We start from the raw sequence: 24913 nt of genomic DNA, 5'->3' as shown, positions 1-24913 counted from the left end.
GTTATGACGGATCGGGTGCACACCGGGACAGAGGTTTTGAGGGGGATATCTGCATGAGCCGATTGCGTGACATGGCGCGCCGTGCCGCACCACCCGGTCTGCGATCTGCGGTGCGCCGCGCCAAGAAATCCTTCATGGGGCCAAGCCTCTTTGAGGTTGAACTGGGCGATTACCGCTTTGCCGCCGACCCCTCCGAGGTGCCGCGGCTGACCCTGGTGCTGCCGGGCATCCTGCGGCGCAATGCCTTTGGCGGGGTCAACACCGGTCTTGATCTCTTTTGCCGTCTTGCACAGGCCCTGCGCCAGACCGGCCCGCTTGATCTGCGGCTGATCCTGACCAACCCCGAAGATGTGGAGGCGGACAATGCCTTTACGCGCGCGGCCAAACCCACGGGCCTTGATATTTCGGATGTCGACATCCGGCCACGCTGCTTCAAGGGCTCTGAGGTTGCGGTGCGCAAGAACGAGGTTTTCATGGCCTTCAACTGGACCTGCGCGGGCAATCTGCGCGGGCTCTTGCGCGCCCAGGCGGAGCACTTCGATGTGGCGCCGCGCCCCATGCTCTATCCCATTCAGGAATATGAGCCCAACTTCTACACCTTCTCGTCCGATCATCTGCTGGCCCGCGAGGTCTATGACAGCGACTGGCCGATCTTTGCTCTCGTCAACAGCAGCCAGCTTGCCCGCTGGCTGGAGGTGCAGGGCCACAGCTTTGCCCGCACCGATGTCTTTGAGCCGCAGCTCTCCGCTGCCTTGCGGCCATTTCTGAAAGACGCATCAAGCACGACGCGCAAGAAACAGATCCTCGTCTATGGTCGCCCGGCAGAGGATCGCAATTGCTTCCCCATTCTGCGCAAAGCCTTGCAGATCTGGGCTGAAGCGCATCCGGAGCAGGCGGGCTGGAGCGTGCTGTCGGCGGGCACCCCGCATCGCCCTGTCCCGCTGGCGGGGGGGCGGCAGCTGCAGTCCGTTGGCAAGCTCTCCCTGGAAGACTACGCCCGGATGCTCTGTGAGACTGCGGTGGGGATTTCGCTGATGGCGTCACCGCATCCCAGCTATCCGCCTTTTGAAATGGCACATTTCGGGCTGCGGACCCTCACCAATCGCTTTGCGCACAAAGATCTCGGCACCGCCCATGACAATATCGTCTCGCTCGCCGACAGTCGGCCAGACGCGCTGGCCCAGGCGCTGGCAGAGGCTTGCCGCGCCTTTGAGGCCGACCCGTCAGGCGGGGTCAAAGCCAGGTCGCATATGCCCGATTATCTAGGCGAGACGGCCTATCCGTTCCTGGATGATCTGGCGCAGGCGTTGCAGCCGTTTCTGCAGTAAGCCCGCCTCAGGGCTTCCAGTGCACGCAATAGCTTTTGGCCAGAACAAGCCGTTCCACGTGGATCTCGCAGTCGGGAAAGAGGGTCGCGACCTCTGATTTCGACAGAAGATTGATGCGGTCGATATGTATGCGCCGCTCGGCAATGTCGCACTGACGATAGAGCTTGGAGAGGCTGAGCATGCGCCGCCGCAGAGGGGCGCCAAACCAATGCAGGAAGGGCGCGCGGAAATGCGGCTCGATCGGGAATTCCCAGGCCGGCGTTTGCACCCAGCCCGCCTGACCCACGCGGACCACTTCCTTGGCCATCCGCGTCATCGCACCCCAGTCGCCCACATGTTCGATCACTGAATTGGAGTGCACGAAATCTACTGATTTATCGGCGTAATCCTTCAGATCGCAGGCATCGCCGAGGATGTTGGTGAAGCTGCCCTCCGGTGCGGTGCGGTCAAACTCACCTTCGTCATAATTCAGCAGATCAATGTGAGCGATCCGCTCCAGGCCGACGTTTTTCCAGTAATCCGCGCGCCCGCCCACATCGAGAATGCGCAAATCCCGGCCCAGATGGTCGGCCATCCGCTCAATCTGTGCGCGCAAAAGGCGCCCGCGCGCTTGCCGGAAACGGTTGACGGTCAAATCACTCATACGGTTATCCTGTAAATCTATGTGTCATGATGGGGTCCCATCCTTGATCCGACGCAGTTGCTTATAAAGTTTCGGGGAAAGACAGAGCGCATAAAGCACCCAGACGCGCAGTGCCGCAGGTTGCAGCCGGAGCGCATGGGCCAGATAGCGCCGTGCAAAACGGACCCGGCCCAGTCGCAAGAGGAACCGCGCCGTGGTGGCGTAATGCCGGGCCAGTGCCGGGGTGTGCGGGTTCTGCCGGCGCAGCTTGCCGGTGATGAAGGCAAAGCTCTTAGCTGATTTCCGGGCCGAGCGGGAGATCTTGCCCGATGGGTCGATTGTGGGCTGTTCCGGCACGAGGTAAAGCGGCTCGGGGATGAAATGAAAGAGCCCCTGCCGGGTGACCCGCAGCGTGAAATCCCAGTCGTTGTTGTTGCCCATCCGCACGTCGAACCCGCCAGCCGCGATCACGGCCGTCTTGCGCAAAAGCATGGTGGGCAGGTTCATGATATTGCCCTCGACGGTGCGCGCATGCATGTCACCGCTGAGCGGTCGGGTGCCGGGGGGCGGGACGATCCGCACCTGCATTCCGCCATAGGCCTCCGGCTCCAGATCCGAAAAGGACAGGACTGCCGTATAGACGCCCACATACTCCGGCCCCAGATCCTGCAGTGCGCGCATCTGCGCCTCCAGCTTGTGACCCACGGCAATGTCATCGCTGTCGTGAAAGGCGATGAAGTCGCCCCGGGCTGCGGCGACGCCTGCGTTGCGGGCCGCACTGGCACCGCCGTTGCGCTCCAGCCGCACGATCCGCACCCGCGGGTCATCAAGCGCGCGCACCGCAGCTTGCAGATCATCGGTTGAACAATCGTCGGCCAGGATGATCTCAAGGTTGTCATAGCTCTGATGGATCAAACTGCCCACTGATCGTGCGATCAGATGGGCGCGATTGTAGACAGGAACGACAACGCTGATCAGGGGTGAGGACATGACGGTGTTCTTACAGTCCGGAAGGTTTCAAAGGTCTTTCCGTGCTTGGCACAGGCCCCTGTTGCTTGCACTGCGCGCCCCTCAAGTGCGCTGTGTGATCTTGCAGCGCCCATCACACCGCAAGTCTGCGGCAGAGCCTCTGGCGTTCGCGTCTCAAACATACCGGGATGGTCTCTTAGTGGTTGCATCAAAGGTGTATGGAAGTGGCGTCTTATGGGGCAGCACCTAACGCTTCGGGATACCTGCACGCAAGGCTGTCCTTATTTTGGGTCAAAGCGGCGCGGGTGTCAGGCCTGTTGCATCGGTTCGCTGTAGCCGTCCTCAAGCCAGTGCGACAGATCAAGGCCGGTGATCTTGGCCGTGGCGATGATCTCGTCCCGGAAGAGCTGGTTCAGCCGCGCCTCTACAGCTGTGGTTTTGACCACAACCTGCGACGAGTCGACGGGAACCACATATTTCTCGGCCCCAGCCTCGGCGCCTGCGGCAGGGGGGGCCACGCCCAGGAACGTGCAGATTTGCGCCAGGGTGTCCTGTTCGGTGTGCCACAGTTGATCGGAGGTGCAGAAAAACACCTGCTCGCGGGGAAAATATTCCAGGAGCTCTGCGATCTGGCGGGCGTAATAGCCCCGTTCGACATAGGAATAGACCCGGTGCACCCCGCCCCGGGACCAGCGCACCCGCGCTCGCCCCAGCTTTGAGACGGCAAGCCCGAACCCCCATTTTTCGGCCCCCCGGGTCACTTCCATTTTCCAGGCAGACCGCGCCCGGAATGTCGGATGGCGCAGGATGATGATGATTTTGGCCTGCGGGTTGTAGGCCTTCAGCCTGCGCAGGGCGTCCGGCCAGTAGGTATAAACGGGTGTGGCCTCGCCAAAGACCCGGTCCTGCGTGAAATCGAAATGACTGTGCAGCTTTTCGTAGGGGGGGGCCTGCCAATCCAGTGCGTCATTGTCGAAGAAGTGAATTTCCTTCTTCTGAGACAGGAAGATCTCCGGGTGGCCCTGCAATTTTTTGTGCAGCGCTGTTGTGCCGCCCTTCTGGACCCCGGCAATGAAGAAATCGACTGTGTTACTCGGCATAAAACCGCCCTTGTGTAAGAAGATGACAGGAAGCCGCCTGCCCCAGAGTGTCTTATCCCGTAAGATGTGGATGAAGGTACCGTGTTTTTTGCCTTTGTATCGCAGCGCATCGGCCCTCTGAACACCCGATTTTAGCGGATCGGAGGGATATCTTAAGGCACTCTTTTTATTAAATAAGCAAACGCCAAAGATTTAACCCTCCTGTGCGGATGACGGTTTTCCTGCACTGCCAGAACGGGTATGGTTGCGCCGGAATACACGGTGTGGTGCGGATCACGGGATTGATCTGGAGGGTTTTGGTTTGACAACGCAGCACAGCGATACGGTGCAGGCTGGCCCGTCTGGCCTCATGATCTCGGTTGTGATCCCTCATCTGAACCAGCCAGAGGCGCTGGCGCGCTGCCTGGCTTCCCTGTTTGACGGCGCGCTTGCCCCGTCGGAGGTCTTTGTCGTCGACAACGGGTCCGAGACGTTGCCCCAAGAAGTCTGCGATGCCTATCCTCAGGTGAGCTTGTTGCAGGAGAGGACACCCGGGCCGGGCCCCGCGCGCAACTGCGGTGTGGCGGCGGCCAGCGGCGATATCCTGGCCTTCATCGACGCAGATTGCCGGGCGGATGCCGGCTGGCTGGCCGCAATCCTGGCCCGATTTGAAGACCCGGTGGCCCAGATCCTCGGCGGGGATGTGCGCATCGACGTGCGCGACCCTGCTCGCCCGACCAGCTTGGAGGCCTATGAGAGCATCTATGCCTACCGGATGGACCGCTATATCGTCGAACAGGGGTTTACCGGGACGGGCAATCTTGCGGTGCGCCGTGCCGTATTGGAGGACGTGGGCCCCTTCGCCGGTCTGGAGGTGGCCGAAGACCGCGATTGGGGTCGCCGCGCGACGGCAAAAGGCTACAAGATCACCTTCGCCCCCGAGATGCGCGCCTTTCACCCCGCACGCATCAGCTTTGCCGAATTGCGGCTCAAGTGGGCGCGCCATATCGCGCATGACTTTGCGGATCTGCCTGCCGGGGCAGGGGCGCGGATGCGCTGGCTGGCAAAGGCGGGGGCCATGGCGGTCTCTCCTCTGGTGGAGCTGCCGCGAATCCTGGCAAGCGACCGGATCACCGGCACCCGGACCCGGGGGTTGGCTGTGCTGGCCCTGACGCGGATCAGGCTCTATCGCAGTCGCGAGATGCTGGGCCTGTGTCTGCGGGGCAACCGCAGCCGCAACGCAGAAAGCTGGAACCGGCCCAACGTGAGTTAAATACAACCCCCCAAGCGACAAGGCTTTGCCTTGGTTTCCATTTATAGATAACTGTGCCGTGACGCAAAATCGGCCCGCAGAGAAGTACCCCCAGATGACAGCTCTTGATACCCTCGCAGATAAAATCAGCTCTCGCACCGCACGCATTGGCGTGGTGGGTCTGGGCTATGTCGGCCTGCCCCTGATCCTGCGGCTGTCGGAGGCCGGGTTCCCGACGGCGGGGTTCGACATCAATGAAGATCACGTTGCGGGCCTCGCCGCAGGGCAGAGCCCTTTCAATCACATCGCCGATGCCGCCGTGGCGGATCTGGCGCAGGCCGATACGCTCCTGACCTCTGATTTTGCCCGGGCGGCCGAGGTGGAGGCCCTGATCCTGTGCCTGCCAACCCCGCTGGATCGCTACCGTCAGCCTGACCTGTCTTATGTTGTTAAGAGTATGGAGGCGCTGGCCCCCTATCTGCACCCCGGCATGTTGATCAGCCTGGAAAGCACAACCTGGCCCGGCACAACCACGGAAGTGATGCGCCCGATCATCGAGGCGCAAAACCTGGAGATCGGCACGGATGTGGCTCTGGTGTTCTCGCCCGAACGCGAGGATCCGGGCAATGAGGTCTATACAATTCGGCAAATCCCCAAGGTTCTGGGTGGCGAGACACCGCGCTGCCGTGATCTGGGTGAGCAGCTTTACAGCGCCATCGTCGATCAGGTGGTGCCTGTCAGCTCCACCCGGGCGGCGGAGCTCACCAAGCTGCTGGAAAACATTCAGCGCTCGGTGAACATCGGGCTGATGAACGAGATGAAGCAGATCGCCAATGCGATGGACATCGACATCTTTGAAGTCGTGAATGCCGCGGCGACCAAGCCTTTTGGCTTTACCCGTTACACACCGGGGCCCGGCCTGGGCGGGCACTGCATCCCCATTGACCCCTTCTATCTGACCTGGAAGGCGCGGGAGTATGGGCTGAACACCCGCTTCATCGAGCTTTCCGGTGAGGTCAATGGCCGGATGCCCCGCTATGTGGTCGACGGGCTGGTGGCGCGCCTGTCGGAGATTTCTGGCAAGGCCATTCGCGGCGCGAAAGTGCTGGTGGTGGGGCTCGCCTACAAGAAGAATATCAACGACCAGCGCGAAAGCCCCAGTCTGGAGATCCTGGAGATCCTCAAGGAGATGGGCGCGGATGTGGCCTATCACGACCCGCTGATCCCCGAGATCCCACCCACCCGCAAGCACGCCACCCTGCAAGGCATGGCCTCTGTCGCGCCGGGGGAGGCCCATTGGGATGCCGCCGTGGTTGTGACCGATCACGATGCGGTGGATTACGAGGCGCTGCTTGGGCAGAGCGGTCTGGTGATCGACACCCGCAACGTCTATGGCGGCACCGCCCATCCCGAAACCGGCCGTCGCATCTTTGCCTATTGAGCCTGCTATGAGCGCGCCTGCCCCTCGCCTGTCGATCCTGATCGTCAATTGGAACACGCGCGAGATGACGCGCGACTGTCTGGCCTCGGTTATGGCGGGGCTTGGGGATCTGGCGGCAGAGGTGATCCTGGTCGACAATGCCTCGGAGGATGGGTCCGCCGAGATGGTGGCCCGCGACTTTCCGCAGGTGCGGCTGATCGAGAATACGGAGAACCGCGGCTTTGCCGCAGCCAACAACCAGGCGATGGAGGTCGCGCGGGGCGATCTTCTTTTGCTGCTGAATTCCGATACGCTGGTGCATGGCGATGTGCTGGCGCAAAGCGTGGCCTATCTCGACGCGCAGGCAGAGGTGGGTGCCATGGGCTGCCGTGTGCTCAACGCCGATGGCTCGCTGCAGCGGACCTGCTCGATGTTTCCCTCACCGCTCAACCTCGCGCTCGACACATTCGGTCTGTCGAAACTGCCCTGGCCACGATTTTTTGGCCGCTATCACATGCGCTACTGGCAGCGGGACAGCACGCGCGCAGTGGAGGTGATTTCGGGCTGCTATCTGATGCTGCGCCGCACGGTGGTGGATGAGGTGGGCCTGCTGGATGAAGACTTCTTCTTCTTCGGCGAAGAGACCGACTGGTGCCAGCGCATGCGGGCCGCCGGCTGGGAGCTGATGCTGGCCCCTGTGGGCGAGATCACCCATTACGGCGGCGGGTCGGTCAAGAAGCTCAACCACAAGCGTGACATCATGCTGTTCTCGGCGCTGGTGCATCTGAATGCCAAACACCGTGGTCCCGCCGCCGCAAAGCTCACGGCGCTGGTGCTGTGGATCTATACCGTGACCCGCGCCGGGGCCTGGAGCCTTCTGGGCATGGTACGCAGCCAGGCAGCCCCACGCGGGCGCCACTACCGCGCGGTGCTGACCCATGCGCGTGAATTCTGGATGGCATGATGGACGCGACAAAGAACACGCCCTCCGTTGGTGGATCTGATGACCGGGCACCGCTGGCCATTGTCACGATGGTCTATGACGAGCCCGACTACCTCAGGATATGGCTGGAGTATTGGCGCCAACAGGTGCCGGGCGACCAGCTTTTCGTGTTGATCCACGGTGAAAATGCACAGCTCGCCGCGATGGCCGAAGGGACCAATATAGTGGTCATTCCCCGGAGCGAACCCTATCCGGAGATGGAAGAGGACCGCTGGAAGATGCTGTCGGAGTTCGTCTCCGGCCTGCTCGACCGGTTTCGGGTTGCGGTCTATACGGATGTCGACGAGATCCTGGTGACCGACCCGCTTTTGGGCAAGGATATCGCCACCCGCCTCGCCGCGGCAAAAGCCCCGGTCAGCCATGCCTGCGGGATTGAAATCATCCACCGTGGCGATCTTGAACCGGACCCGATCGACCTGTCGCGCCCGATCCTGCAGCAACGCGGGTTTTTCCGCACCAATACCTTCCACGGGAAGCCCTGCATCATAACGGCCCCGATCCGCTGGGGCCGTGGCGGGCATTTCCACGACAAGCGCGGCGTGCGGTTCCTGCCGCATGTCTATGCGATCCATCTGCGGTTTTACGACGAGACGTGCTTTCTGGAACGCGCTGCGCGGCGGCGAAAGACGACGAAGGCCCCGAAATCTCTTGACGCCAATCCAAGCCGGCGGTGGCGTCAGAGTGATGCAGCCGCACAGGACCTGCTCAATGCGCTGCGCGCCACGCCAATCCGGCCCTTCGGAATGATCATGGTCCTCTGGAGCTATCTGCGCGTTCTTGCCAAACGGGGCAGTCGCCCGCTCGAAAACGGGTTCTACCCATATCCGAGATATCCCGCGCCGCGTCTGCATGCGGTGCCGAAGCGCTTCAAAACGCTGTTTTGAGGTCGGATGGGTGTTGAGAAACTGATACGGGCCGGAGGGCTTTGCACATGACGGTCGCCATCACCCTATGTACGCGCGGACGGCCGCAAATGCTGGCGCGGTGCCTGGCGTCCCTGCCAGCGGCCATTGCACGGGTGGAAGAGCCCGTCTTCGTGGTGGTGGTGGAGAACAGCCCGGATGCGCAGGCGCGCGCGACAGTCGAGGGCTTTGCGGACCAGCTTGATGTGATCTACGCCCAGGAGGAAGAGCCCGGCATTCCCTTTGCGCGCAACCGCGCGGTGGAGATGGCGCTGGCGCGGGGCTGTGCGTGGCTCATCTTCATCGACGATGACGAATGGGTTGCCCAAGACTGGCTGGAGCAGATGCTCGCCGGGCGGTCAGCCTATCCGCAGGCCGATGTGCTGACCGGGCCGGTGCTGCGGGACTATCCCGAAACGGCACCAGACTGGTTGCCGCGCAGCGGTCATGACGGGGTGGCTACGGGCACGTCGCTGCAGGCGGCGGCCACCAACAACACCGCCGTGGCCTCCCATGTGTTCTCCGCAGATGGTCTGGGGCTGCGGTTCGAGGAGAAGATGCGCTACACCGGCGGGTCGGATACGGAGATTTTCCTGCGCGTCACCCGTCAGGGAGGGCAGGTGATCTGGATCGCCGAAGCCCAGGTTTTCGAGGAATACCCCGACAATCGCAGCACGCTTGGCTGGCATATCGCCCGCAACATCCGCCGTGGCAGTGCCGGGGTGATGATTGAACGGCTGCACGAACGTCCGGTGCTTCCTTATGTGGTTCCGCGGATTGGTCATTGCCTCTATCTGACGTTTGGACGTCTGGCGCAGGCGCTGGTGCTCTTTATTCCGAAGCGCCGCCGTGGGCGGGCCCAGGCGATGAAGGCGGTGCTGAGTGCGGCCAGCGCCTGGGGCTATTTGCGCGGCCTCTTCAATCTCAGATCGGAGCCCTACCGGCGTCCGGACGGGCGCTAAGGCTTACAGTCTGCGGGCAATCTTGTGAAGGATCCTATAGGGGAGCCCTTCGATGATGCGGCCTTCGGTATAGACTCTCAGCCAGGCTTTGCGGCCCGGTTTTGTCCAATGACGGTAATAATGAAACCAAGGGTTTTCGATCCGGTAGTTGAACCCGAAGCGGTGTGCGGTGATGCCTGTCTTGTAAAGGACGTAAGGCAAGGAAATCTGATCCCGGCCACTGTGCTGCGCCACAAGGTCCCACCACAGCTCCATTGCTTCGATAACCTGGGCTGTCTTATGCCGCCGGAACAGCACGGCATTTTCGCTCAGGCAGCCCGGTGCGTCCGTGAAGCCATCGGCGGTATAGGTGTCGTATTCGGCGTAGATCTTCTGCGGGTCCGACACCTTGTTGAATTCCAAACAGGCCTCTATTTCCTCGGCCACCCGGCTGCGCTTTTCATGCGGGAACAGCCCGATGTCATGCGCGCCCATCTCCGACAAAAGCGGCGTGATATCCTTTCGTGTGCGGATGTTGCCGTCATGGTAGATGGACATATCGTAGCTCGGGTCCAGCGCCTTATGCGGGAAAAGCTTGTGAAACCGGTTCTTGAGGCTGGGGGACAGCGCGGCCGTCTCAGAGGCAAGAGGCAGGGTGCGCCAGCCACGAACGCGCAAGCCCGGCTGGTCCGTAAAGAGCAGGTAGTCTGCCCCCGGTGTTCTCTCAAGCGGCGGCAACACCACATCGTACTTGCCGACGACGCATGTATATATGGCGATCCGATCCGTCATCACGCCCGGGCCATTCGCCGGAACGTCGCGTTCTGCTCGACCAGTTCGGCATAGGTTCCTGAGGCGGCAACCTGACCGTGTTCCATCAGGTAGATGCAGTCGCAACTTTCCACCGTGGTCAGCCTGTGCGCGATCATGATGATGGTTTTCTTGCCACCGAGATTGTGCACCGCATCCATCACCGCCTCTTCGGTGATGTTATCAAGCGCGGAGGTCGCCTCATCCAGGATCAGCACGTCGGGGTCGTGATAGAGCGCGCGCGCAATCCCGATCCGCTGGCGCTGCCCGCCTGACAGCCGCACACCGCGCTCCCCGACAATTGTGTCATAGCCCTGGGGCAGCTCTTCGACGATGAAATCATGCAGGGCGGCGACCTGTGCGGCGCGTTTGACCGCATCCATATCGATTTCCGACCGTGGCAACCCGAAGGCGATATTGGCCGCAACGGATTCGTCCGTAAGATAGATCTGTTGCGGCACGTAGCCGATTGAGCGCTGCCAGGCGAGCCGGTTGTCATCGGTGATCGGGGCCCCGTCGATCACCAGCGCGCCAGCATCGAGCCGCAGCAGACCGAGGATCGCATCGACCACGGTGGTCTTGCCCGCCCCGGTGCCGCCGACAAGGCCCACCACGCTGTTGGCCGCAATCTCCATCGACACGCCTGTCAGCGCGCTCTTGTCAGATGCCGGATAGGCGAAATGTATATCGTCCAGAACCAGCTGGTCGCGCAATCCGATGGGGGCCGGTGGCGGACCGGTTGGGATCGGGGTGCGGTTCGGGGTGGTCTCAATCTCCTGCAGATCCTTAAGCAGCGCCTCGATGGCCGGCGCACTGGTGCGCAATCTGGCGACCGTTTGGAACAGGGCCTGCACCGCCGGAAAGAGCCGCGCCCCCGCCAAAGCGACAAGACCCAGGACCGGCAGCACCTCTTCAATGCCGCCCTGGCTGCGCTGGACCAGAGAGAGGATGAGCAGGATCAGCCCACCAAAGGCAACGGCCTCAAGCCCGTTGCGCGGCAGTTGCGAGATCATCTGGCTTTGCGCCTGGATCTGCGCCATGCGCCGTGCCGGGATGCGGAACCGCCGCAGCATCGCGGTCTCCAGCCCTGTGATCTTGACGTCCTTGATCCCGCCCGTGGCTTCCTGCACGGTTTTGAACCGCGCCTTGTTGGCGATCACCCGATCCTTGCCAATGGTTGTCAGCCGGGCCTGCACCAGCAGGTAGATCACCAGATAGCTGCCACCGATCACCACGATGGCGCCGATGGCCACATAAGGCTCAAGCACAAAAAGGACAAGCGACACGCTCATAATCGATGCGACGGTGGTCATAAGCAGCATGGCGGGCATGATGTGCTGGTTCACAACGATGCCCACCTCAGACAGAACTGTCTTGCTCAAGTTGGCGCTGTTGCGGCTCAAAAACCAGGTGTAGGGCTGAAACAGATACCCCTTCAGCATCAGCGACGACAGCGTATAGGAGTACATGCCCGAGAAACGGGCAACCACATAGACATTCAAAGCCTTGAACGCCGAGGACAATAAGATCAGCCCAAAAACGGCCACGCCGGCGAAGACCACAAAGCTGCGGTCTGACGTGAAGCCGAGTGTGTCGTAGACCCTGACCAGGGCCGGTGTTGTCTGGATCATCTCGGGCTGCGCCACGATGGTCAGGAACGGCAGGATGGCAACAACGCCCACGGCCTCGAATATTCCGTTGAACAGCGACATGAACGCAATCAGTATAAAGCGGCGTTGCTCCCGCGGTTGCAAGAGCACGAATATCTGGCGGTAGGTTTTGATCATTCTGATATAGGTCTACGTTGCGGGTTGGTACGTCTTGCTGACCGGGCTGGTCGGCCCGGTTTGGCAGGCTGGTGCTTGCCTTGTGCGCGACGTGACGGTTTGGGGGCGCGGCGGCTGTAGCGCGAGGAAGGGGGGGCCTCTGTCTCGGGCGTTGTCTCGGACGGGGGGGGCTGATCTCCGCCCGCGGTCATGAACCATGATCCCATGCCGATATAGAACATCACCAGTACGGCGAGCTGTTCCCAGACATGAACGGTGGCCAGCGTGAAGAAGAGGCCTGCCATCGTCACCAGATACCCCACCCGCATACGCGCGATATCCGGGTCCGTGAGCTTGGCCCGCAGGGTGTATAAAACCGAGAGTCCGATTGCCCCAAAAAGAAAGCCGATGGCCGGCAGCCCGTGGCGCATGGTGGTCAGAAGCCAGAAATTATCGACCGAAGACCCCGTCATCCAGGATGCGCGCTTCCAATCGTTGAGCCCCAGACCAAAGATCGGGTTGTCCCACACATTGTCGGTGCCGTGACGCCAGATATGGATGCGGTACCAGCCGGTGTGACTGGAGAATGTAAGCTCTTCGATGATGATCTGGATCGGCGTGCGGTTCGACAGCAGGTCGATCGTCACGTAAAAGATCGCAAAGAGGATGACCAAAAGCTTCCACTTTCCCTTGGTGATCTTGTCCCAAAGGATCATCAGGAACTGCAGCATCCCGGCCAGGAACGGTCCTGACGAGAGCGAGCTATAGGTCATGCTGAGCGCAAACCCCGCATAGGTGGAGCCGCGTACAAAGGACTTTCCGTAGATGTAGAACAGATTGCCGATCGCGATGGAGCAGAACAGCCCCCACAGGATCGAATGCGAAAAGGACACCTGCACGCGCGAGAGCCCAAAGCGGAATTCGGTGCGGTTCTTGCCAAAGCTGGCGAGCCCGCCCAGCCCGTCCAGGATCGGCGCGCGTGCTGTGTAAAGCTCAAAAAGCACCAAGGGGGCCAATAAGATCAGGACGATAAAATAGATATTGAAGAACCGTTTGTACTGCGTCGCACTCTGGATCATCACCCGGCCAGCAACATAGCCGCCGATGAGTTCCACAACCGTGATCCCGGCGTAGGCAACCCGTTCCATCCCATGCACGGCGATCATCGACAGCATGATCCAGCCGCCGAAACAGAAAACCAGGATGTCAGCGGTGTGAAACCGCCCCACTTTGCCCGACACGACCTGCAGGACGAAGGGGATAAAGGAGGCGATCAGGAAGAGGCGCAAAGGGGTGAGCCGCAATGATCCCAGCGAGATGCTGAGCGGCAGCAGAATGCAGATGAAGAACAGAACAAAAAGGACCGTCCGGTCGGCCTTGCGCCCTGCGCTGGCTGCGTCCGTCTCGCCGTTTGTCGTCTGCGCATACGCCATAGTCGGCATAGTCCAATTATCGATTCCGGATCTTCATGTCCTTAGGCGTATTAGGCAGATAAGACCAGTGTCCTAAGATTGTGTGACGGCCTGACTGGATCACCGCGGACGCCAGGGCCTGGCGTCCGCGGTGATCCTATGAGCTGCCCTCAAAGGGCTGCCTTTTGATCGGTTCAGTCTGGCACGGGATTCATGCACCGCACCTTGAAACCCGCGCTTTAAATGAAGTCGAACGTGCCTTCGGTTGCGGTGAACCAGGCAAATTCCTCTACGGCATGGGTTATCTCGCTGTCGTTGGAGGTCTCCTCTTCGACACGCAGCGACACAATGCCGTTTTCGGCCACATCGTAGCGCTGGCTGGCTGTATCGACGCCATTGCGCGTCTGCATATCGGCAAAGAAGGCCTCGCCCGCATCCAGCGTGGTGCCGGTGCTGGTGTAGGTATGATCTGTCATCAGAACGCCTTCTTCGAAGATGGTGCTGCCCTCGGCGATGTCCATGACAATCCAGTGCAGCACTTCATCGGCAATATCAGCGCCCTTGTGATGATCCCCTTCCTCACGATTGAGCTCAAAGTCGAACCCATCGCTGCCCACATCGTAGAGCCGATGCGTCAAGGCATCACGTTCGGCATCGCCGGTGAGCTGTGCAAAAACAGTTGGCGTGTCCTGAAAGCCATTGAGTGCGACCGCGCCGCCGTCTGTTGTCTTGGCATCAGATTTGCCAAAGGAGATGCGCGTGCCATCCTCCAGCGTGTGATCGCCGGCGGTGCCTGCCATCCAGCTGATATCGACCTCTGTATGGGTCCCGTCGAGATAGTTCCACTCATCGACCTGATACTCAAAGCCGGTCTCGGTCACATTGCGGATACGCACGGTCAGCGGTTGTTCGCCGTCCGAGGAGGCTGGCCCCATGACCACAACCGGATCTGTGATCGCTGCATCAAAGCTGACGCTGTGCCACTGCGTGCCGTCGTCCTGTCTGACCGCAACGCTGCCGATTTCCATATGGCCCTCGGCGGGTTCGACCGGTTCTGGATCAATGGGCTGCGGGGGTGTCCCATTTTCCACCCAGGCCACGACCTGAGACATTTCGACGGTATAAGACGCGCTGCCGGACGCCGGGATCGCACCATATTTCGCCTCAAGCTGGGTGAGCATCTGGGCCACATCAATCGTGGCGTCATTCATCTTGATCTTTTCAATGCTGACCAGCGTGTTTTCCTTGCCTGACGTACCGTAGATCTTGATCGGCCCGCCGTTTGCGGCCTCCGCATCATAAACAATGGTCAAATTGTCCGAGGTGTTGCTGAATTCTGCCGTATCGATGCCGTCGCCACCGTCGATGTAGTCACTGCCACCACCGCCGTTGATCACGTCGTTGCCACCCTTTCCGAAGATGACATCATCGCCGCTGCCGCTGTGGATCACATTATCCGCTGCGTTGCCGGTGATATGGTCGTCACCCGAACCGGTGATGGCGTTCTCGATGATGGTATCCCGGGCAATGGACACATTGCCCTTTTTGCCGTTCAGATCGGAATAGGTCTCGGGCCGCAGATCAAGCCGCTGATCGGCGCTGCGCGAGCCCAGATCAATCAGATCGATGCCACCATTGTCCTGGATCGCCACGGCGCGTGACGAGGGCAGGTCCATCCCGACCTGGCCAGTTGTGTGACCATCGCCATAGACCGTGTCGCCAGTCCGAACGCTCGTTGGCGTGCCGTAAAGGCTCTGGATCGCGACGATATCAGCGAGCTGCGGGGTCACGAGACCCAGTTTGCTGGCATCGGTGTTGGGATTGTCGTTCTGATCGAAATAGGACATCACCGTGGTCTGCCAGCTGTCGTTGGCGTAGAGTGCATCCCGCCCAAAGCTGGCGCTGCCGTTGTAATTGCCCGAATGGCCAAGGCCCAGGGCGTGGCCGATCTCATGAATATAGGTCTGCAGATAGTAGCTGCCGTAGTTGACCCAGCTCGCACTGACGTTGACAATCGCGGATTGAATCGTGGTCCCTTGGGTGAAGGACGCGGCATAAGCGCCGGCATTGTCCTCGCCGAAGGTGATATCAGCTGTCGTGTTGCTGCGGCCGCCGCTGACGTTGACCTCATAGTTGCCGGTCCGGGTGCCGTAACCTGCCGCCTCAATATAATAGGTGCCGCCCTGCTGGGCGGTGAACTCGATTTCGGAGGCGCGGTCGCCTGCGGCCCGGTCGTCGTTCTGGGCCACGCTGTTGCCTGAGGGGTCGATCAGGCGCAGATAGGTATTGTTGATTGCCCCTTCGGACCCATCGCCGGACATGCCGATCGTGTAGCTCTGCCCGGCCTCCAGTTCAACTGCGATCCAGTCCTTCTCCCGCGCGCTGCTGATTGTCCCTTTGAACTGCTCACCCACCTGCATCGCGGCGGTGGTGCTGGCATTGCCTGCGGCATCGCCGACTTCTTGCACAACGGCCGTTGGCCCATCACCCGCATGCGCAGTGCCGGAGATCTCTTCGAACTTCAGCCCGCTGACAGCGGCCCAGGAATCCAGCGCGATACGGGCTGTGTTGGCCGCATTGGTGCCGAGATCGGACAGATCCACTGTCAGCGTATCGCCGGTTTGCACATCGAAGGAGCGCGGGTTGCGATCACTGTCCGCCCAGTAGCCCTCGGTCAGATATTCCGCAATCTGATCATAGGTGTAATAGGGCAGATCACCGGCTGAACCGCTGTTCGAACTTGTGCCTGAATAACTGACGGACTCGTCCTGGAGGCTTTCCACGCCGTGATCATCATAGGTTTCGATCTCTGGGTTCAGAGTCTGGCAAACGGTACACATCTTTGGGTCTCTCGCATGTCAAAGCACATCCGCGCGGCCTTGCGGTCACATCGGGATGTCGCTGGATTGCAGAAGGTGTTGGGCGAAACCTTTCAGAATCTGCTCGGTCAGGACGGCGTCCATGACGGAAACCTCGAGGGTCGGCCCGGTCTCGGGGGCGCCCCCGGCGGTCTGCCAGAGCAGATGCCCAGAAAGGCTGTCATCGGTTTGCACATTCTGCACAAAGCGGATCGTCATGTGATAAGAGCCTGTGACAGGCGTATCCTTGACCCATATTTTGACCTCACGCCCTGCGGACGTTTGGGTCAATGCCTCTGCAAGAGCCTTGCAAAGCGCGGGATCCTGATCGCTGCCGCACATCACATAGACAGGCGCCTTCTGGCTCTGCGCCGCACCACCTGCCAGGGCAGGTGTATGCGCAGAGAGAAGCAGCGTGAGAGCTGATCCAAGGGCAAGGTCTGTGAAGCGCTTTGGCATTTTGATCCAGGGGTTCAAGAAGTGACGAAGTTGCGTCGCGATGACGGAGACCGTTCTGATCCCAGCGCAAAGAGATACGAGCGGATTGAGGGAGAATTGAGACGCAAAACGGACCTCGCGAAGAAGTTCGCGCCGCAATCCGGGCAGTATGATGGCACCGTGCCTTGGTTGTGGTTTGGCGGGCAAAAGGGGAGGAGCCGCTAAACATGTGGATGACCCCACATGCAGCAGGAGCAATGATCGATGACGCATAAGGGGGAGGGGGTCTTTCCTGTTTTTTGCGGAAGTGTTCAAAAGAAACAAAAAACTGGCAAACGGCATGAGCACTGGTCCGGCGCGGCTGATAATTCCCCCTAGCGGGAAAGCCTAACGCTTTTTGGACATTCCACCGGAAATGGGCGGATGGCTGCTCGTTTCGCCAGCACTAAGGCTGGTTTCCGCGTCTTCCGGTAGGATTCCTTTAACCAGATGAGATGAAATCTTTAAGGAAGGGCTAACTTACCGGAAAAAGCGGTACTGATTCTCCTTATGCGGGTTGTTGCCCCATGTTTACTTCTGCATAGCGTGCAATTGAATGAGATACCGCCCCGAAATTGACGGGTTACGCGCCGTCGCCGTTTTATCGGTCATTTTCTATCACGCAGAGCTTGCGCCCTTTCATGGCGGCTTTGTCGGCGTGGACGTTTTCTTTGTGCTCTCGGGGTATCTGATCACCGCTCTGATGCTCAAGGACATGGCGCGAAACCGGTTCAGCCTGTGGCAGTTCTACGAACGCCGGGCCCGGCGGATCCTGCCGGCACTGACCGTCGTCGCCCTGGTCTCGATCCCCTTTGCCTGGGCCCTGATGGTGCCGTCACAGCTGATCGACTTTGCCCAGAGCCTGATCGCGGTGGCCACCTTTTCATCGAATATCCTGTTTCTGCGCGAGAGCGGCTATTTCGAGGGGGCCTCCGAGCTCAAGCCGCTTTTGCACACCTGGAGCCTCGCGGTGGAGGAACAGTTCTATCTGTTCTTTCCCCTTTTGCTTATGGCGCTCTGGCGGCTTGGCCCCGCGCGCCTGGGGCTGGTCGTGGCCCTGATCGCGGCTGTGAGCCTGGGGGCAAGCGAATGGGGCTGGCGTACCATTCCGGATGCGAATTTCTACCTGCTGCCGTTCCGGGCCTGGGAGCTGCTCGCCGGCAGCCTGTGTGCGTTTGCGCTGCGCGACACATCCCCCCGGCGCCATGATCCGGCCGCGGCCCTGGGCGTGGGGATGATCCTGCTGGCGGTGCTGCTGTATGACACCGCAACGCCTGTGCCGTCCCTCTATATGCTGTTGCCGGTTGTGGGCACCTGTCTTGTCATTCTCTGCGCGGCAGAGGGCACACGGGTGGCGGCGGCTCTGTCGCACCGCTGGATGGTCGGTATCGGGCTGATCAGCTATTCGGCCTATCTGTGGCATCAGCCGCTCTTTGTCTTTGCACGGCTGCAGCTTTGGGTGCTGCCCACGCCAGTGATGATGCTGGGGCTGTCGCTTGTCAGCCTCGGGCTCGGCTGGCTGAGCTGGAAATACATCGAACAGCCCTTTCGGGGCCCGGACGCACGTCTGGCCACACGCGCCCGGGTCTTTGCGGCCAGCGGAGTGGCCGGTGTCGCGCTGCTGATCTTTGGTTTTGTGGGCTATGGGGCGGGCGGGTTTCCGCAGCGCCTGCCTGACGCCTATGGCGCCCGCCAGGCCACCCTTGAGGCCGAGTGGCGCGACCGGCAAGACGCCGTATGGGCGGGGACCTGCCATTTCAACAAGCGCGGCGCATTCGGGGAGCTGCCGGATTTTCTGGATCAGTGGAATTGCATCCCCCCCGGTGATGATCTGACACGCCCAAGGCTGGTGGTCTACGGTGATAGCCTGGCCGCCGATATCGCGAGTGCCCTCACGCAGCAGAACATCGACCATCTGCAACTCACCGGAGCAAGCTGTGCCCTCGCGCTCGACGACACCGAAGAGCCGCCCTATTGCAAGGCGCTCAAGGAGAGGCTCAAGGTCCATCTGCGCGCAGGCGACTGGCTCCTGCTTGCGAATTCCTATGCACCGACCGAAATCCAGGGGGCCTATCTTGACCGGGTTGTCGCGGATTGGAGCGCGCGCGCGGACAAGCTGCTGCTCTTCACCCCCCGCCCTGAATACCCGCAGCTCAAGCAACGCTTCCTCTGGTTCGGCGAGGACCGTCTGGCGCAGACGACCCCGGACATGCACAAAGCGCTGCTGTTCTCGGCCAGCATGTCGGAAACACGCCCGCCGACAAACGTCCACATTCTGGACAGTGCGGGGTTGATCTGCGCCGGGCGTGTTCCCTGCAGCCCGGTGACGGATGGCAAACTGCTCTATATCGACAAGGAGCATTTCACCAATGGGGCAGCCCGGAGCTTTGGGGCCGAGCTGATCCCGGAACTACAGCGGCTCGGCTGGACGCAATAAGAAGAGATGCAAACTGCGGCCTCAGAGCTGCACCTGCTTGCGGCGCCGTCGCTGCCCTTTGCGCCGGTGCAACACCGCGCCCAGGATGATCAGCACCAGCCCCGACAGCTCCAGGGCCCAATTCATCCACACCGACAGGATATGGGGAGGGAAGATCGCCTCCATATGGTGAAAGCCCACCGCCCGGATCAGCACAAAGCCGAAGACCAGGATTGTCCCCAAAAGCGCCAGCCCCGTGCGACGCAAGGTGGCGCGCAGACGGATCACCAGCCAGAGCCCCAGGCCTCCCGTCAGCACCGCAAAGCCGATGATAAACCCCTGCTGTACCGCACGGCGCGCCTCATACCATCCTTCGAGCTTGGCCACGCAGCGCCCCACGGCGGTCATGAAAGATTGCAGATCAAGCTGTTTGTTGACCGCCAGCAGCAACATCAACAGACATAGGCTGCCCCAGAACAGCCGCTCGCGCCGTGCCAAGAGGGTGGGAAAGGCCCCGGTGCGCGCCACCCGGCCCGCCAGGAGCCCGGCCAGCACATAGGCGCCTACGGTCACCCAGCCCATGAGGCTGGGATCGCCGATCTCGGGGTTCCAGAGGTCCATCGCGCAGCTCAGAACCGCATCGGGGGAGAGCACCGTCATCGATCAGTCTTGCATACGCCAATCATGGGCGCGATCCGAGCAGAAAGCCTGCATCCTTTCAAGCCGACGCCCCGGAAACAGCGAACCTGCGCCCGCCGCTCAACCCGCTGGCGCCAGATCCCGCCGACCGATGGAGGTATAAGCGGCAAAGCCGGCACGGGTGGCATCCTCAGGGCTATAGACATTGCGCAGATCGATCATGCGCGGGGTCTGCATGGCCTGCGCGAGCCGCGCAAGGTCGAGCCCGCGGAACTCGTTCCATTCGGTCAGCAGGATCACCGCATCGGCCGCCTCAGCCGCATCATAGGGGTCCTCGATCCAGTGCACCCCAGGCAAGAGCCCTTCCCCCTCATGGCGACCTTGCGGATCACAGACATGCACCTGCGCGCCGCTGCCCACCAGAGCCGGCACGATGGTCAGGGCCGGCGCGTCACGCATATCATCGGTATTGGGTTTGAAGGTCACCCCCAGCACCGCCACCTTGAGCCCATTGACCGAGCCGCCGCAGAGATCGGTGATCTTGTCGATCATCCGGCGTTTGATCTCCTCATTGACCTTGATGACAGTCTCGGTGATCTGCATGGGCGTGGCATGTTCCTGACCGATGCGCGCCAGCGCCTTGGTGTCTTTCGGGAAGCACGAGCCGCCATAGCCGGGCCCTGCGTGCAGGAACTTATTGCCGATGCGGTTGTCGAGCCCGATCCCCTTGGAGACCTGTTTCACATCCGCGCCGGTGCGCTCGCACAGGGCGGCAATCTCATTGATGAAGGTGATCTTGGTGGCCAGAAAGGCGTTGGCCGCGTATTTGATCATCTCGGCACTTTCCAGATCGGTGGTGATGATCGGGAAGTCGCGCAGGAACAGCGGGCGGTAAATCTCCGCCATGACCTCGGCGGCGCGCTCGGTCTCGGCGCCGACAACCACCCGGTCGGGGCGCATGAAATCGTCGATCGCCGCCCCCTCGCGCAGGAATTCAGGGTTTGAGGCCACATCAAAATCAAGCCCCGGACGGGCTTTTTCGATCACCTCCTGCACCTTGCGGTTGGTGCCAAGCGGCACGGTGGATTTGGTCACCACAACTGTATAGCCGGTAATCGCATGGGCGATCTCTTCAGCAGCGGCATAGACATAGGTGAGATCCGCGTGGCCATCCCCGCGCCGCGTCGGCGTGCCCACGGCGATAAAGACCGCATCCGCGCCATCAACGGCGGCCTTGAGGTCTTGCGTGAAGGTGAGGCGACCCGCGGCCACGTTCTTGGCCATCAGCGTATCAAGGCCTGGCTCGTAGATCGGCACTTCGCCGTTTTCCAGCAGTGCGATCTTGGAGGGATCCTTGTCGACGCAGATCACGTCATGACCGAAATCCGAAAAACACACCCCCGACACCAAGCCTACATAGCCGGTCCCGATCATCGTAATACGCATAACAGAATTCCTCGAAGCTGATCAGGTGCCTAGATGCGCGTGCCTCGGTTTTGTGTCAATACCTGCCGGGTGTCTCGGTTACGACAGCTCTAAGGCTGTGCAGGGGGTCGGCAGTCCGATTGTGCGTGCCACATGAGGCCCCCGAAGGTTTTGAGCACAAAAGCCTGTGCGAGCGCAAAAATGCGCGCTTAACGCCGTGCGCCTTTGCCCTTTGACATGTACCCCCATACCTTGGCATATGCGACCGCATGTAATGCTGCTTGGCGGATGTGAGGCCGCGCTGTCATCGAAGGTGGCCGCATGTCACGGAGCAGGTCGTAAGATTGATCATTTCGCGCGGACACCAGAATGATGCATTTCCTTTCATTGCCCCGGTTTTGCTTGGGAAATGACACAAAAACAGCCATGTCGATGTGGTTGGGATAGCGGATATCTGAGCATGGTCTGGTCGGCGCTGCTGCTGTGAGTAAGAAGGTTTTGAGGGAATGATGTCGCACTGGACACGCTTGGCACGGGTGCGATTCCCGGAATTTCGTTATCTGATGGAGACATCTGCGGCGCAGAACTTGCGTGACACCTCCGTTTCGATGCAACAGGGCGCGCCGTTCCCAAGCGCCGACGAGCTTGCCGCGTTCTATAAAAGCTACCGCGCGCAACGCGCGTCTCATCTGCCGGGCATTGACTGGGAGTTGGCGGATCGGGTCCTGTCGAAAATGGCACCGGTCACACCGGATGAGGACACCGCCGTCTGGGGTGTCATTCTTGAGACCCGTGCGCATCCGAACCTTGAATATACAGTCTGCGATGCCTGCGAACGGCTCGCCATTCCTGTGCAGGTGATCCATGGGATCTCAAACCGGGAGTTCATCCTGGGGACCCGTATCGCCGAGCTGGTGGAGGCAGGACAGGTGGTCCTGACAGAGATTGACGACACGGAGTTTTCCGTTGACGCCTACAACGGCATGTTCATGGCGCCGGACTTCTGGCAGCGCCTCAAGGGGCGCAAGAAGATCCTCGTGTTCCAGACCGACAGCATCCTGTGCCCCGGTTCCGATTTCACCTTGTCGGATTTCATGGGGTTCGACTACATCGGGTCGGCCTGGAAATATGAAGCCAATCCGGAGATCAACTTCCGGGGCGGCAACGGTGGTTTCAGCCTGAGAGACTGGCGTAGCAGCGTGGAGTGCCTCACGCAGTTCCCGCCCGCAGACTGGCCCTCGTCCGAAGACAAATATTTCGCATTCCACATGGAGCTTCTGGGTGCCAAGGTTGCGAACAGCCATGACAGCCTCAGGTTCAGTTCAGAGAAGTGGTTCTTCTACAAAAGCTTCGGCGCGCACCAGGTGTCGAGGATGTCGCCTGTCGTTCTGGGCCTCTTTATTGACTACTGTCCGGAGGCAACGCGCATCGCCGATGACAAAGAGGTGGATCGCAACCTGCTGCGCCGGATACGCGCCCGGATGAAGTCTTTCGTGTTGCGCAGAGCGCTGGATAAATCGGTGCAAGCCGGGCTCTAGCTGGCTGGCTCGGAGCGCCAGAGTGGTTTCATGCCAAGGTCATACCCTTCACCAAGAGGGTGAATGCCACAGTCTGTCAGAGTAACCGCCTCCTGCAGCGTTGCATCGACACTGTTGTAGAGTGCCTTGGCAAGGACGATCCAGCGGGCTGAGAGGATGGATTAGCTTCCGCTGAACTGCCGGTCATAGAGCCGCTTGAAAAGGCCTGCCTGGGATAACAAGGCGCTGTGCGTGCCTTCCTCCACCACCTGACCGTCTTGCAAGACCACGATTTTATCCGCGCTCAGGATGGTGGAAAGCCTGTGCGCAATCACAATGGCGGTGCGCCCTTTGGAGAGTTCCTGCAGCGCCGCGTTGACCAGATGCTCAGCTTCGGCATCCAGCGCGCTGGTGGCCTCGTCCATGATCAGGATCGGGCTGTCGCGCAGGATCGCGCGGGCAATGGCAATGCGCTGGCGCTGCCCGCCCGAAAGGTTCGCGCCATTCTCGCCCACATCCGTGTCGTACCCCTGCGGCATTGCTGAGATGAAGTCATGGGCGTTGGCGGCCTTGGCGGCAGCGATGATCTCGGCGTCGCTGGCATTCTCCCGCCCCATGGCGATGTTTTCCTTCAGACTGCCGTCAAAAAGGAAGGTCTCCTGACCCACAAAGGCGATCTTGTCGCGCAGCGAGGCGAAGGTGGCCTGCCGCACATCGAAACCGTCGATTTCGACCCGGCCTTCGCCGGGATCATAAAGCCGCAGGATCAGATTGATGATGGTGGACTTGCCCCCGCCGGAGGGACCCACCAGCGCCGTGGTCTTGCCGGCCTCAAATGTCACATCCAGCCCACGTAAGAGCGGGGTCTTGTCTTCATATCCAAAGGTGACATCCGCAAAACGCACCGCGCCCGGCCCATCCGGCAGGGGTTTGGCATCCGGCTCTTCACTGACGGCAATGGGCGTGTCGAGGATCTGATACATCAGGCCGACGCCCACCAGCCCCTCCTCGATCACCACCCGCATGCGCGCCAACCGCTTGGCCGGGTCATAGGCCATCAGAAGGGCCGTGACGAAGGACATAAGCTCCCCCGGGGAGGTGGCATCATCGCCAAAAATGCTGATCGTGCTGAGCGCCACCACGGAGGCGATGGCAAAGCCCGAGAGCGTCTCCATCAGCGGGCTGGTCGCGCCCTGCAGCCGCGCCATGGCGTTGGAGCGGTTCTCCACCGTGCTCACGGCCGCGTTCATGCGGGCCGCCATCAGCTTTTCCAGCGCAAAAGCCTTGACCACGCGAATGCCGGTGGAGGTTTCCTGCACCACTTTGATGATCTCGGCAGTGGAGGCCATGTTCGCCTCGACGATGCTTTGCACCCGTTTGAGGATCTGGCGCACGCCGAGCACAGCAAGCGGGCCAAAGACCAGTGAGAAAAACGACAGGGTGGGCTGCTGGTAGACCATCACGATGATCAGGCCAATGAGGGTCAGAAGGTCTCGCACAAACCCCATGATCAGCGTGTCGATCACCACGCGTGCGGCCTGCGCCGAGGTGGTGACCCGCATCAGGATGTTCGAGCTTTCCAGCGTGTTGAAAAACGCCACACCATGCCTCAAGAGCTGGTCATAGAGCTTGCGCTGCTGATCCGCGACGATGCGGTTGCCCGCGCGGCTGAGCGAGATGACCTGAATGTAGGAGGCGATGCCCTTCACGGTGAAGATCGCCGCCACGGCCGCCGCCACCGAAAACACGGCACCGCGATTGCCCACCTCGACCATACTGTCGATGATATCTCGCATGATCCAGGCGGTGAGCGCGGTCATGATCGCAATCACAATCATCGCCAGAATAGCAGTGCCATAGTTGAGGGACTGGCTGCGCAGGTTCTCCGCCAGAAGCCGGCGGAGCATCGCGGTGTTCATATTCGCCTGAAAGCGCTCAATCATAGGGGGCATGCCTGCCTCCCCCCGACGCTTTTGTCTAGAGCGTTAGATGATTCTGGTTTTTCGCATACCACTTTAGGGGCAGGATCCGCCAAATCCCGCAGAGGCCGTCTCCCCACCCATCTCGACCACCGCAG

19 protein-coding genes are annotated in these 24913 nt (G+C 60.8%); 8 read left to right on the top strand and 11 right to left on the bottom strand.

The window, feature by feature from the left end; genetic code table 11:
* The first annotated feature begins 53 nt into the window (after positions 1-53).
* Positions 54-1328, top strand: a complete 1275-nt coding sequence (locus So717_RS21440; RefSeq protein WP_159981221.1) for a rhamnosyltransferase WsaF family glycosyltransferase — start codon at positions 54-56, stop codon at positions 1326-1328.
* A 7-nt stretch (positions 1329-1335) separates the two neighbouring features.
* On the opposite strand, the gene So717_RS21435 is transcribed toward So717_RS21440, so the two are convergent.
* The 3 genes from So717_RS21435 to So717_RS21425 form a co-directional block, all read right to left on the bottom strand.
* A complete protein-coding gene (locus tag So717_RS21435; RefSeq protein ID WP_159981220.1) occupies positions 1336-1971 on the bottom strand; it encodes a methyltransferase domain-containing protein in 636 nt (211 codons plus the stop codon).
* A 24-nt stretch (positions 1972-1995) separates the two neighbouring features.
* Positions 1996-2940, bottom strand: a complete 945-nt coding sequence (locus So717_RS21430) for a glycosyltransferase family 2 protein (RefSeq protein ID WP_159981219.1) — start codon at positions 2938-2940, stop codon at positions 1996-1998.
* Positions 2941-3227: 287 nt separating this feature from the next.
* Positions 3228-4019 carry a sulfotransferase family protein gene (locus So717_RS21425; protein WP_159981218.1) on the bottom strand — a complete coding sequence of 264 codons (792 nt, stop codon included), beginning with the start codon at positions 4017-4019 and terminating at the stop codon, positions 3228-3230.
* Between the two features lie 244 nt (positions 4020-4263).
* Between So717_RS21425 and So717_RS21420 the strand changes: the two genes are divergently transcribed.
* The 5 genes from So717_RS21420 to So717_RS21400 all read left to right on the top strand — a co-directional run bounded on the left by So717_RS21420 (position 4264) and on the right by So717_RS21400 (position 9537).
* Positions 4264-5271 carry a glycosyltransferase family 2 protein gene (locus So717_RS21420; RefSeq protein WP_238841175.1) on the top strand — a complete coding sequence of 336 codons (1008 nt, stop codon included), beginning with the start codon at positions 4264-4266 and terminating at the stop codon, positions 5269-5271.
* A gap of 94 nt (positions 5272-5365) precedes the next feature.
* The gene (locus tag So717_RS21415) at positions 5366-6691 is read left to right on the top strand and encodes a nucleotide sugar dehydrogenase (protein ID WP_159981217.1); all 1326 of its coding nucleotides are present in this window, start codon (positions 5366-5368) and stop codon (positions 6689-6691) included.
* 7 nt (positions 6692-6698) lie between these two features.
* Positions 6699-7634 (top strand): glycosyltransferase family 2 protein, encoded by a 936-nt coding sequence (locus So717_RS21410; protein ID WP_159981216.1) that lies wholly within the window; start codon positions 6699-6701, stop codon positions 7632-7634.
* On the top strand, positions 7631-8557 hold the full coding sequence (locus So717_RS21405) for a hypothetical protein (RefSeq protein WP_159981215.1): 927 nt from the start codon (positions 7631-7633) through the stop codon (positions 8555-8557). Before So717_RS21410 ends, So717_RS21405 begins: the two co-directional genes overlap by 4 nt.
* A 47-nt stretch (positions 8558-8604) precedes the next feature.
* Entirely contained in the window at positions 8605-9537 is a 933-nt protein-coding gene (locus So717_RS21400) for a glycosyltransferase family 2 protein (RefSeq protein ID WP_159981213.1), read from the top strand.
* Positions 9538-9540: 3 nt separating this feature from the next.
* Here So717_RS21400 and So717_RS21395 read toward each other — a convergent pair whose 3' ends face one another.
* The 5 genes from So717_RS21395 to So717_RS21375 all read right to left on the bottom strand — a co-directional run bounded on the left by So717_RS21395 (position 9541) and on the right by So717_RS21375 (position 17142).
* Positions 9541-10308 carry a glycosyltransferase domain-containing protein gene (locus So717_RS21395; protein ID WP_159981211.1) on the bottom strand — a complete coding sequence of 256 codons (768 nt, stop codon included), beginning with the start codon at positions 10306-10308 and terminating at the stop codon, positions 9541-9543.
* On the bottom strand, positions 10308-12113 hold the full coding sequence (locus So717_RS21390) for an ABC transporter ATP-binding protein (RefSeq protein WP_202981929.1): 1806 nt from the start codon (positions 12111-12113) through the stop codon (positions 10308-10310). The genes So717_RS21395 and So717_RS21390 overlap by 1 nt, the downstream gene beginning before the upstream one ends.
* Positions 12110-13525, bottom strand: a complete 1416-nt coding sequence (locus tag So717_RS21385; protein WP_159981208.1) for an O-antigen ligase family protein — start codon at positions 13523-13525, stop codon at positions 12110-12112. The genes So717_RS21390 and So717_RS21385 overlap by 4 nt, the downstream gene beginning before the upstream one ends.
* A 218-nt stretch (positions 13526-13743) precedes the next feature.
* Complete coding sequence (locus So717_RS21380) at positions 13744-16344, bottom strand: M10 family metallopeptidase C-terminal domain-containing protein (protein WP_159981205.1); 2601 nt, start codon at positions 16342-16344, stop codon at positions 13744-13746.
* A 45-nt stretch (positions 16345-16389) separates the two neighbouring features.
* Positions 16390-17142: a hypothetical protein gene (locus tag So717_RS21375; protein ID WP_159981202.1), complete on the bottom strand. Its 753-nt coding sequence runs from the start codon at positions 17140-17142 to the stop codon at positions 16390-16392.
* Between the two features lie 253 nt (positions 17143-17395).
* Here So717_RS21375 and So717_RS21370 point away from each other — a divergent pair, with 253 nt between their 5' ends.
* A complete protein-coding gene (locus So717_RS21370) occupies positions 17396-19276 on the top strand; it encodes an acyltransferase family protein (RefSeq protein WP_159981199.1) in 1881 nt (626 codons plus the stop codon).
* Positions 19277-19297: 21 nt separating this feature from the next.
* Here So717_RS21370 and So717_RS21365 read toward each other — a convergent pair whose 3' ends face one another.
* Both So717_RS21365 and So717_RS21360 read right to left on the bottom strand, forming a co-directional pair.
* On the bottom strand, positions 19298-19915 hold the full coding sequence (locus So717_RS21365; RefSeq protein ID WP_238841173.1) for an isopropylmalate isomerase: 618 nt from the start codon (positions 19913-19915) through the stop codon (positions 19298-19300).
* A 99-nt stretch (positions 19916-20014) separates the two neighbouring features.
* Entirely contained in the window at positions 20015-21340 is a 1326-nt protein-coding gene (locus So717_RS21360) for a UDP-glucose dehydrogenase family protein (RefSeq protein WP_159981196.1), read from the bottom strand.
* A 542-nt stretch (positions 21341-21882) separates the two neighbouring features.
* Between So717_RS21360 and So717_RS21355 the strand changes: the two genes are divergently transcribed.
* Positions 21883-22857: a DUF5672 family protein gene (locus So717_RS21355; protein WP_159981193.1), complete on the top strand. Its 975-nt coding sequence runs from the start codon at positions 21883-21885 to the stop codon at positions 22855-22857.
* A 161-nt stretch (positions 22858-23018) separates the two neighbouring features.
* On the opposite strand, the gene So717_RS21350 is transcribed toward So717_RS21355, so the two are convergent.
* Positions 23019-24788, bottom strand: a complete 1770-nt coding sequence (locus tag So717_RS21350; RefSeq protein WP_202981928.1) for an ABC transporter ATP-binding protein — start codon at positions 24786-24788, stop codon at positions 23019-23021.
* Positions 24789-24913: the final 125 nt, after the last annotated feature.

Source organism: Roseobacter cerasinus (genome assembly GCF_009811755.1).
Taxonomy (GTDB): Bacteria; Pseudomonadota; Alphaproteobacteria; order Rhodobacterales; family Rhodobacteraceae; genus Roseobacter; species Roseobacter cerasinus.
Note: the sequence above shows the minus strand (reverse complement) of the source record. Positions and strands in the feature narration are given on the sequence as shown.

Excerpts from the sequence above, each read along its gene's own strand:
- So717_RS21355 (WP_159981193.1), top strand. The coding sequence starts at position 21,883 with ATGGAGACATCTGCGGCGCAGAACTTGCGTGACACCTCCGTTTCGATG.
- So717_RS21415 (WP_159981217.1), top strand. The coding sequence starts at position 5,366 with ATGACAGCTCTTGATACCCTCGCAGATAAAATCAGCTCTCGCACCGCA.
- So717_RS21390 (WP_202981929.1), bottom strand. The coding sequence starts at position 12,113 with ATGATCAAAACCTACCGCCAGATATTCGTGCTCTTGCAACCGCGGGAG.
- So717_RS21375 (WP_159981202.1), bottom strand. The coding sequence starts at position 17,142 with ATGCCGTTTGCCAGTTTTTTGTTTCTTTTGAACACTTCCGCAAAAAAC.
- So717_RS21425 (WP_159981218.1), bottom strand. The coding sequence starts at position 4,019 with ATGCCGAGTAACACAGTCGATTTCTTCATTGCCGGGGTCCAGAAGGGC.
- So717_RS21365 (WP_238841173.1), bottom strand. The coding sequence starts at position 19,915 with ATGACGGTGCTCTCCCCCGATGCGGTTCTGAGCTGCGCGATGGACCTC.
- So717_RS21435 (WP_159981220.1), bottom strand. The coding sequence starts at position 1,971 with ATGAGTGATTTGACCGTCAACCGTTTCCGGCAAGCGCGCGGGCGCCTT.
- So717_RS21350 (WP_202981928.1), bottom strand. The coding sequence starts at position 24,788 with ATGCCCCCTATGATTGAGCGCTTTCAGGCGAATATGAACACCGCGATG.
- So717_RS21410 (WP_159981216.1), top strand. The coding sequence starts at position 6,699 with ATGAGCGCGCCTGCCCCTCGCCTGTCGATCCTGATCGTCAATTGGAAC.
- So717_RS21430 (WP_159981219.1), bottom strand. The coding sequence starts at position 2,940 with ATGTCCTCACCCCTGATCAGCGTTGTCGTTCCTGTCTACAATCGCGCC.
- So717_RS21405 (WP_159981215.1), top strand. The coding sequence starts at position 7,631 with ATGATGGACGCGACAAAGAACACGCCCTCCGTTGGTGGATCTGATGAC.
- So717_RS21385 (WP_159981208.1), bottom strand. The coding sequence starts at position 13,525 with ATGGCGTATGCGCAGACGACAAACGGCGAGACGGACGCAGCCAGCGCA.
- So717_RS21395 (WP_159981211.1), bottom strand. The coding sequence starts at position 10,308 with ATGACGGATCGGATCGCCATATATACATGCGTCGTCGGCAAGTACGAT.
- So717_RS21400 (WP_159981213.1), top strand. The coding sequence starts at position 8,605 with ATGACGGTCGCCATCACCCTATGTACGCGCGGACGGCCGCAAATGCTG.
- So717_RS21370 (WP_159981199.1), top strand. The coding sequence starts at position 17,396 with ATGAGATACCGCCCCGAAATTGACGGGTTACGCGCCGTCGCCGTTTTA.
- So717_RS21360 (WP_159981196.1), bottom strand. The coding sequence starts at position 21,340 with ATGCGTATTACGATGATCGGGACCGGCTATGTAGGCTTGGTGTCGGGG.
- So717_RS21440 (WP_159981221.1), top strand. The coding sequence starts at position 54 with ATGAGCCGATTGCGTGACATGGCGCGCCGTGCCGCACCACCCGGTCTG.
- So717_RS21380 (WP_159981205.1), bottom strand. The coding sequence starts at position 16,344 with ATGTGTACCGTTTGCCAGACTCTGAACCCAGAGATCGAAACCTATGAT.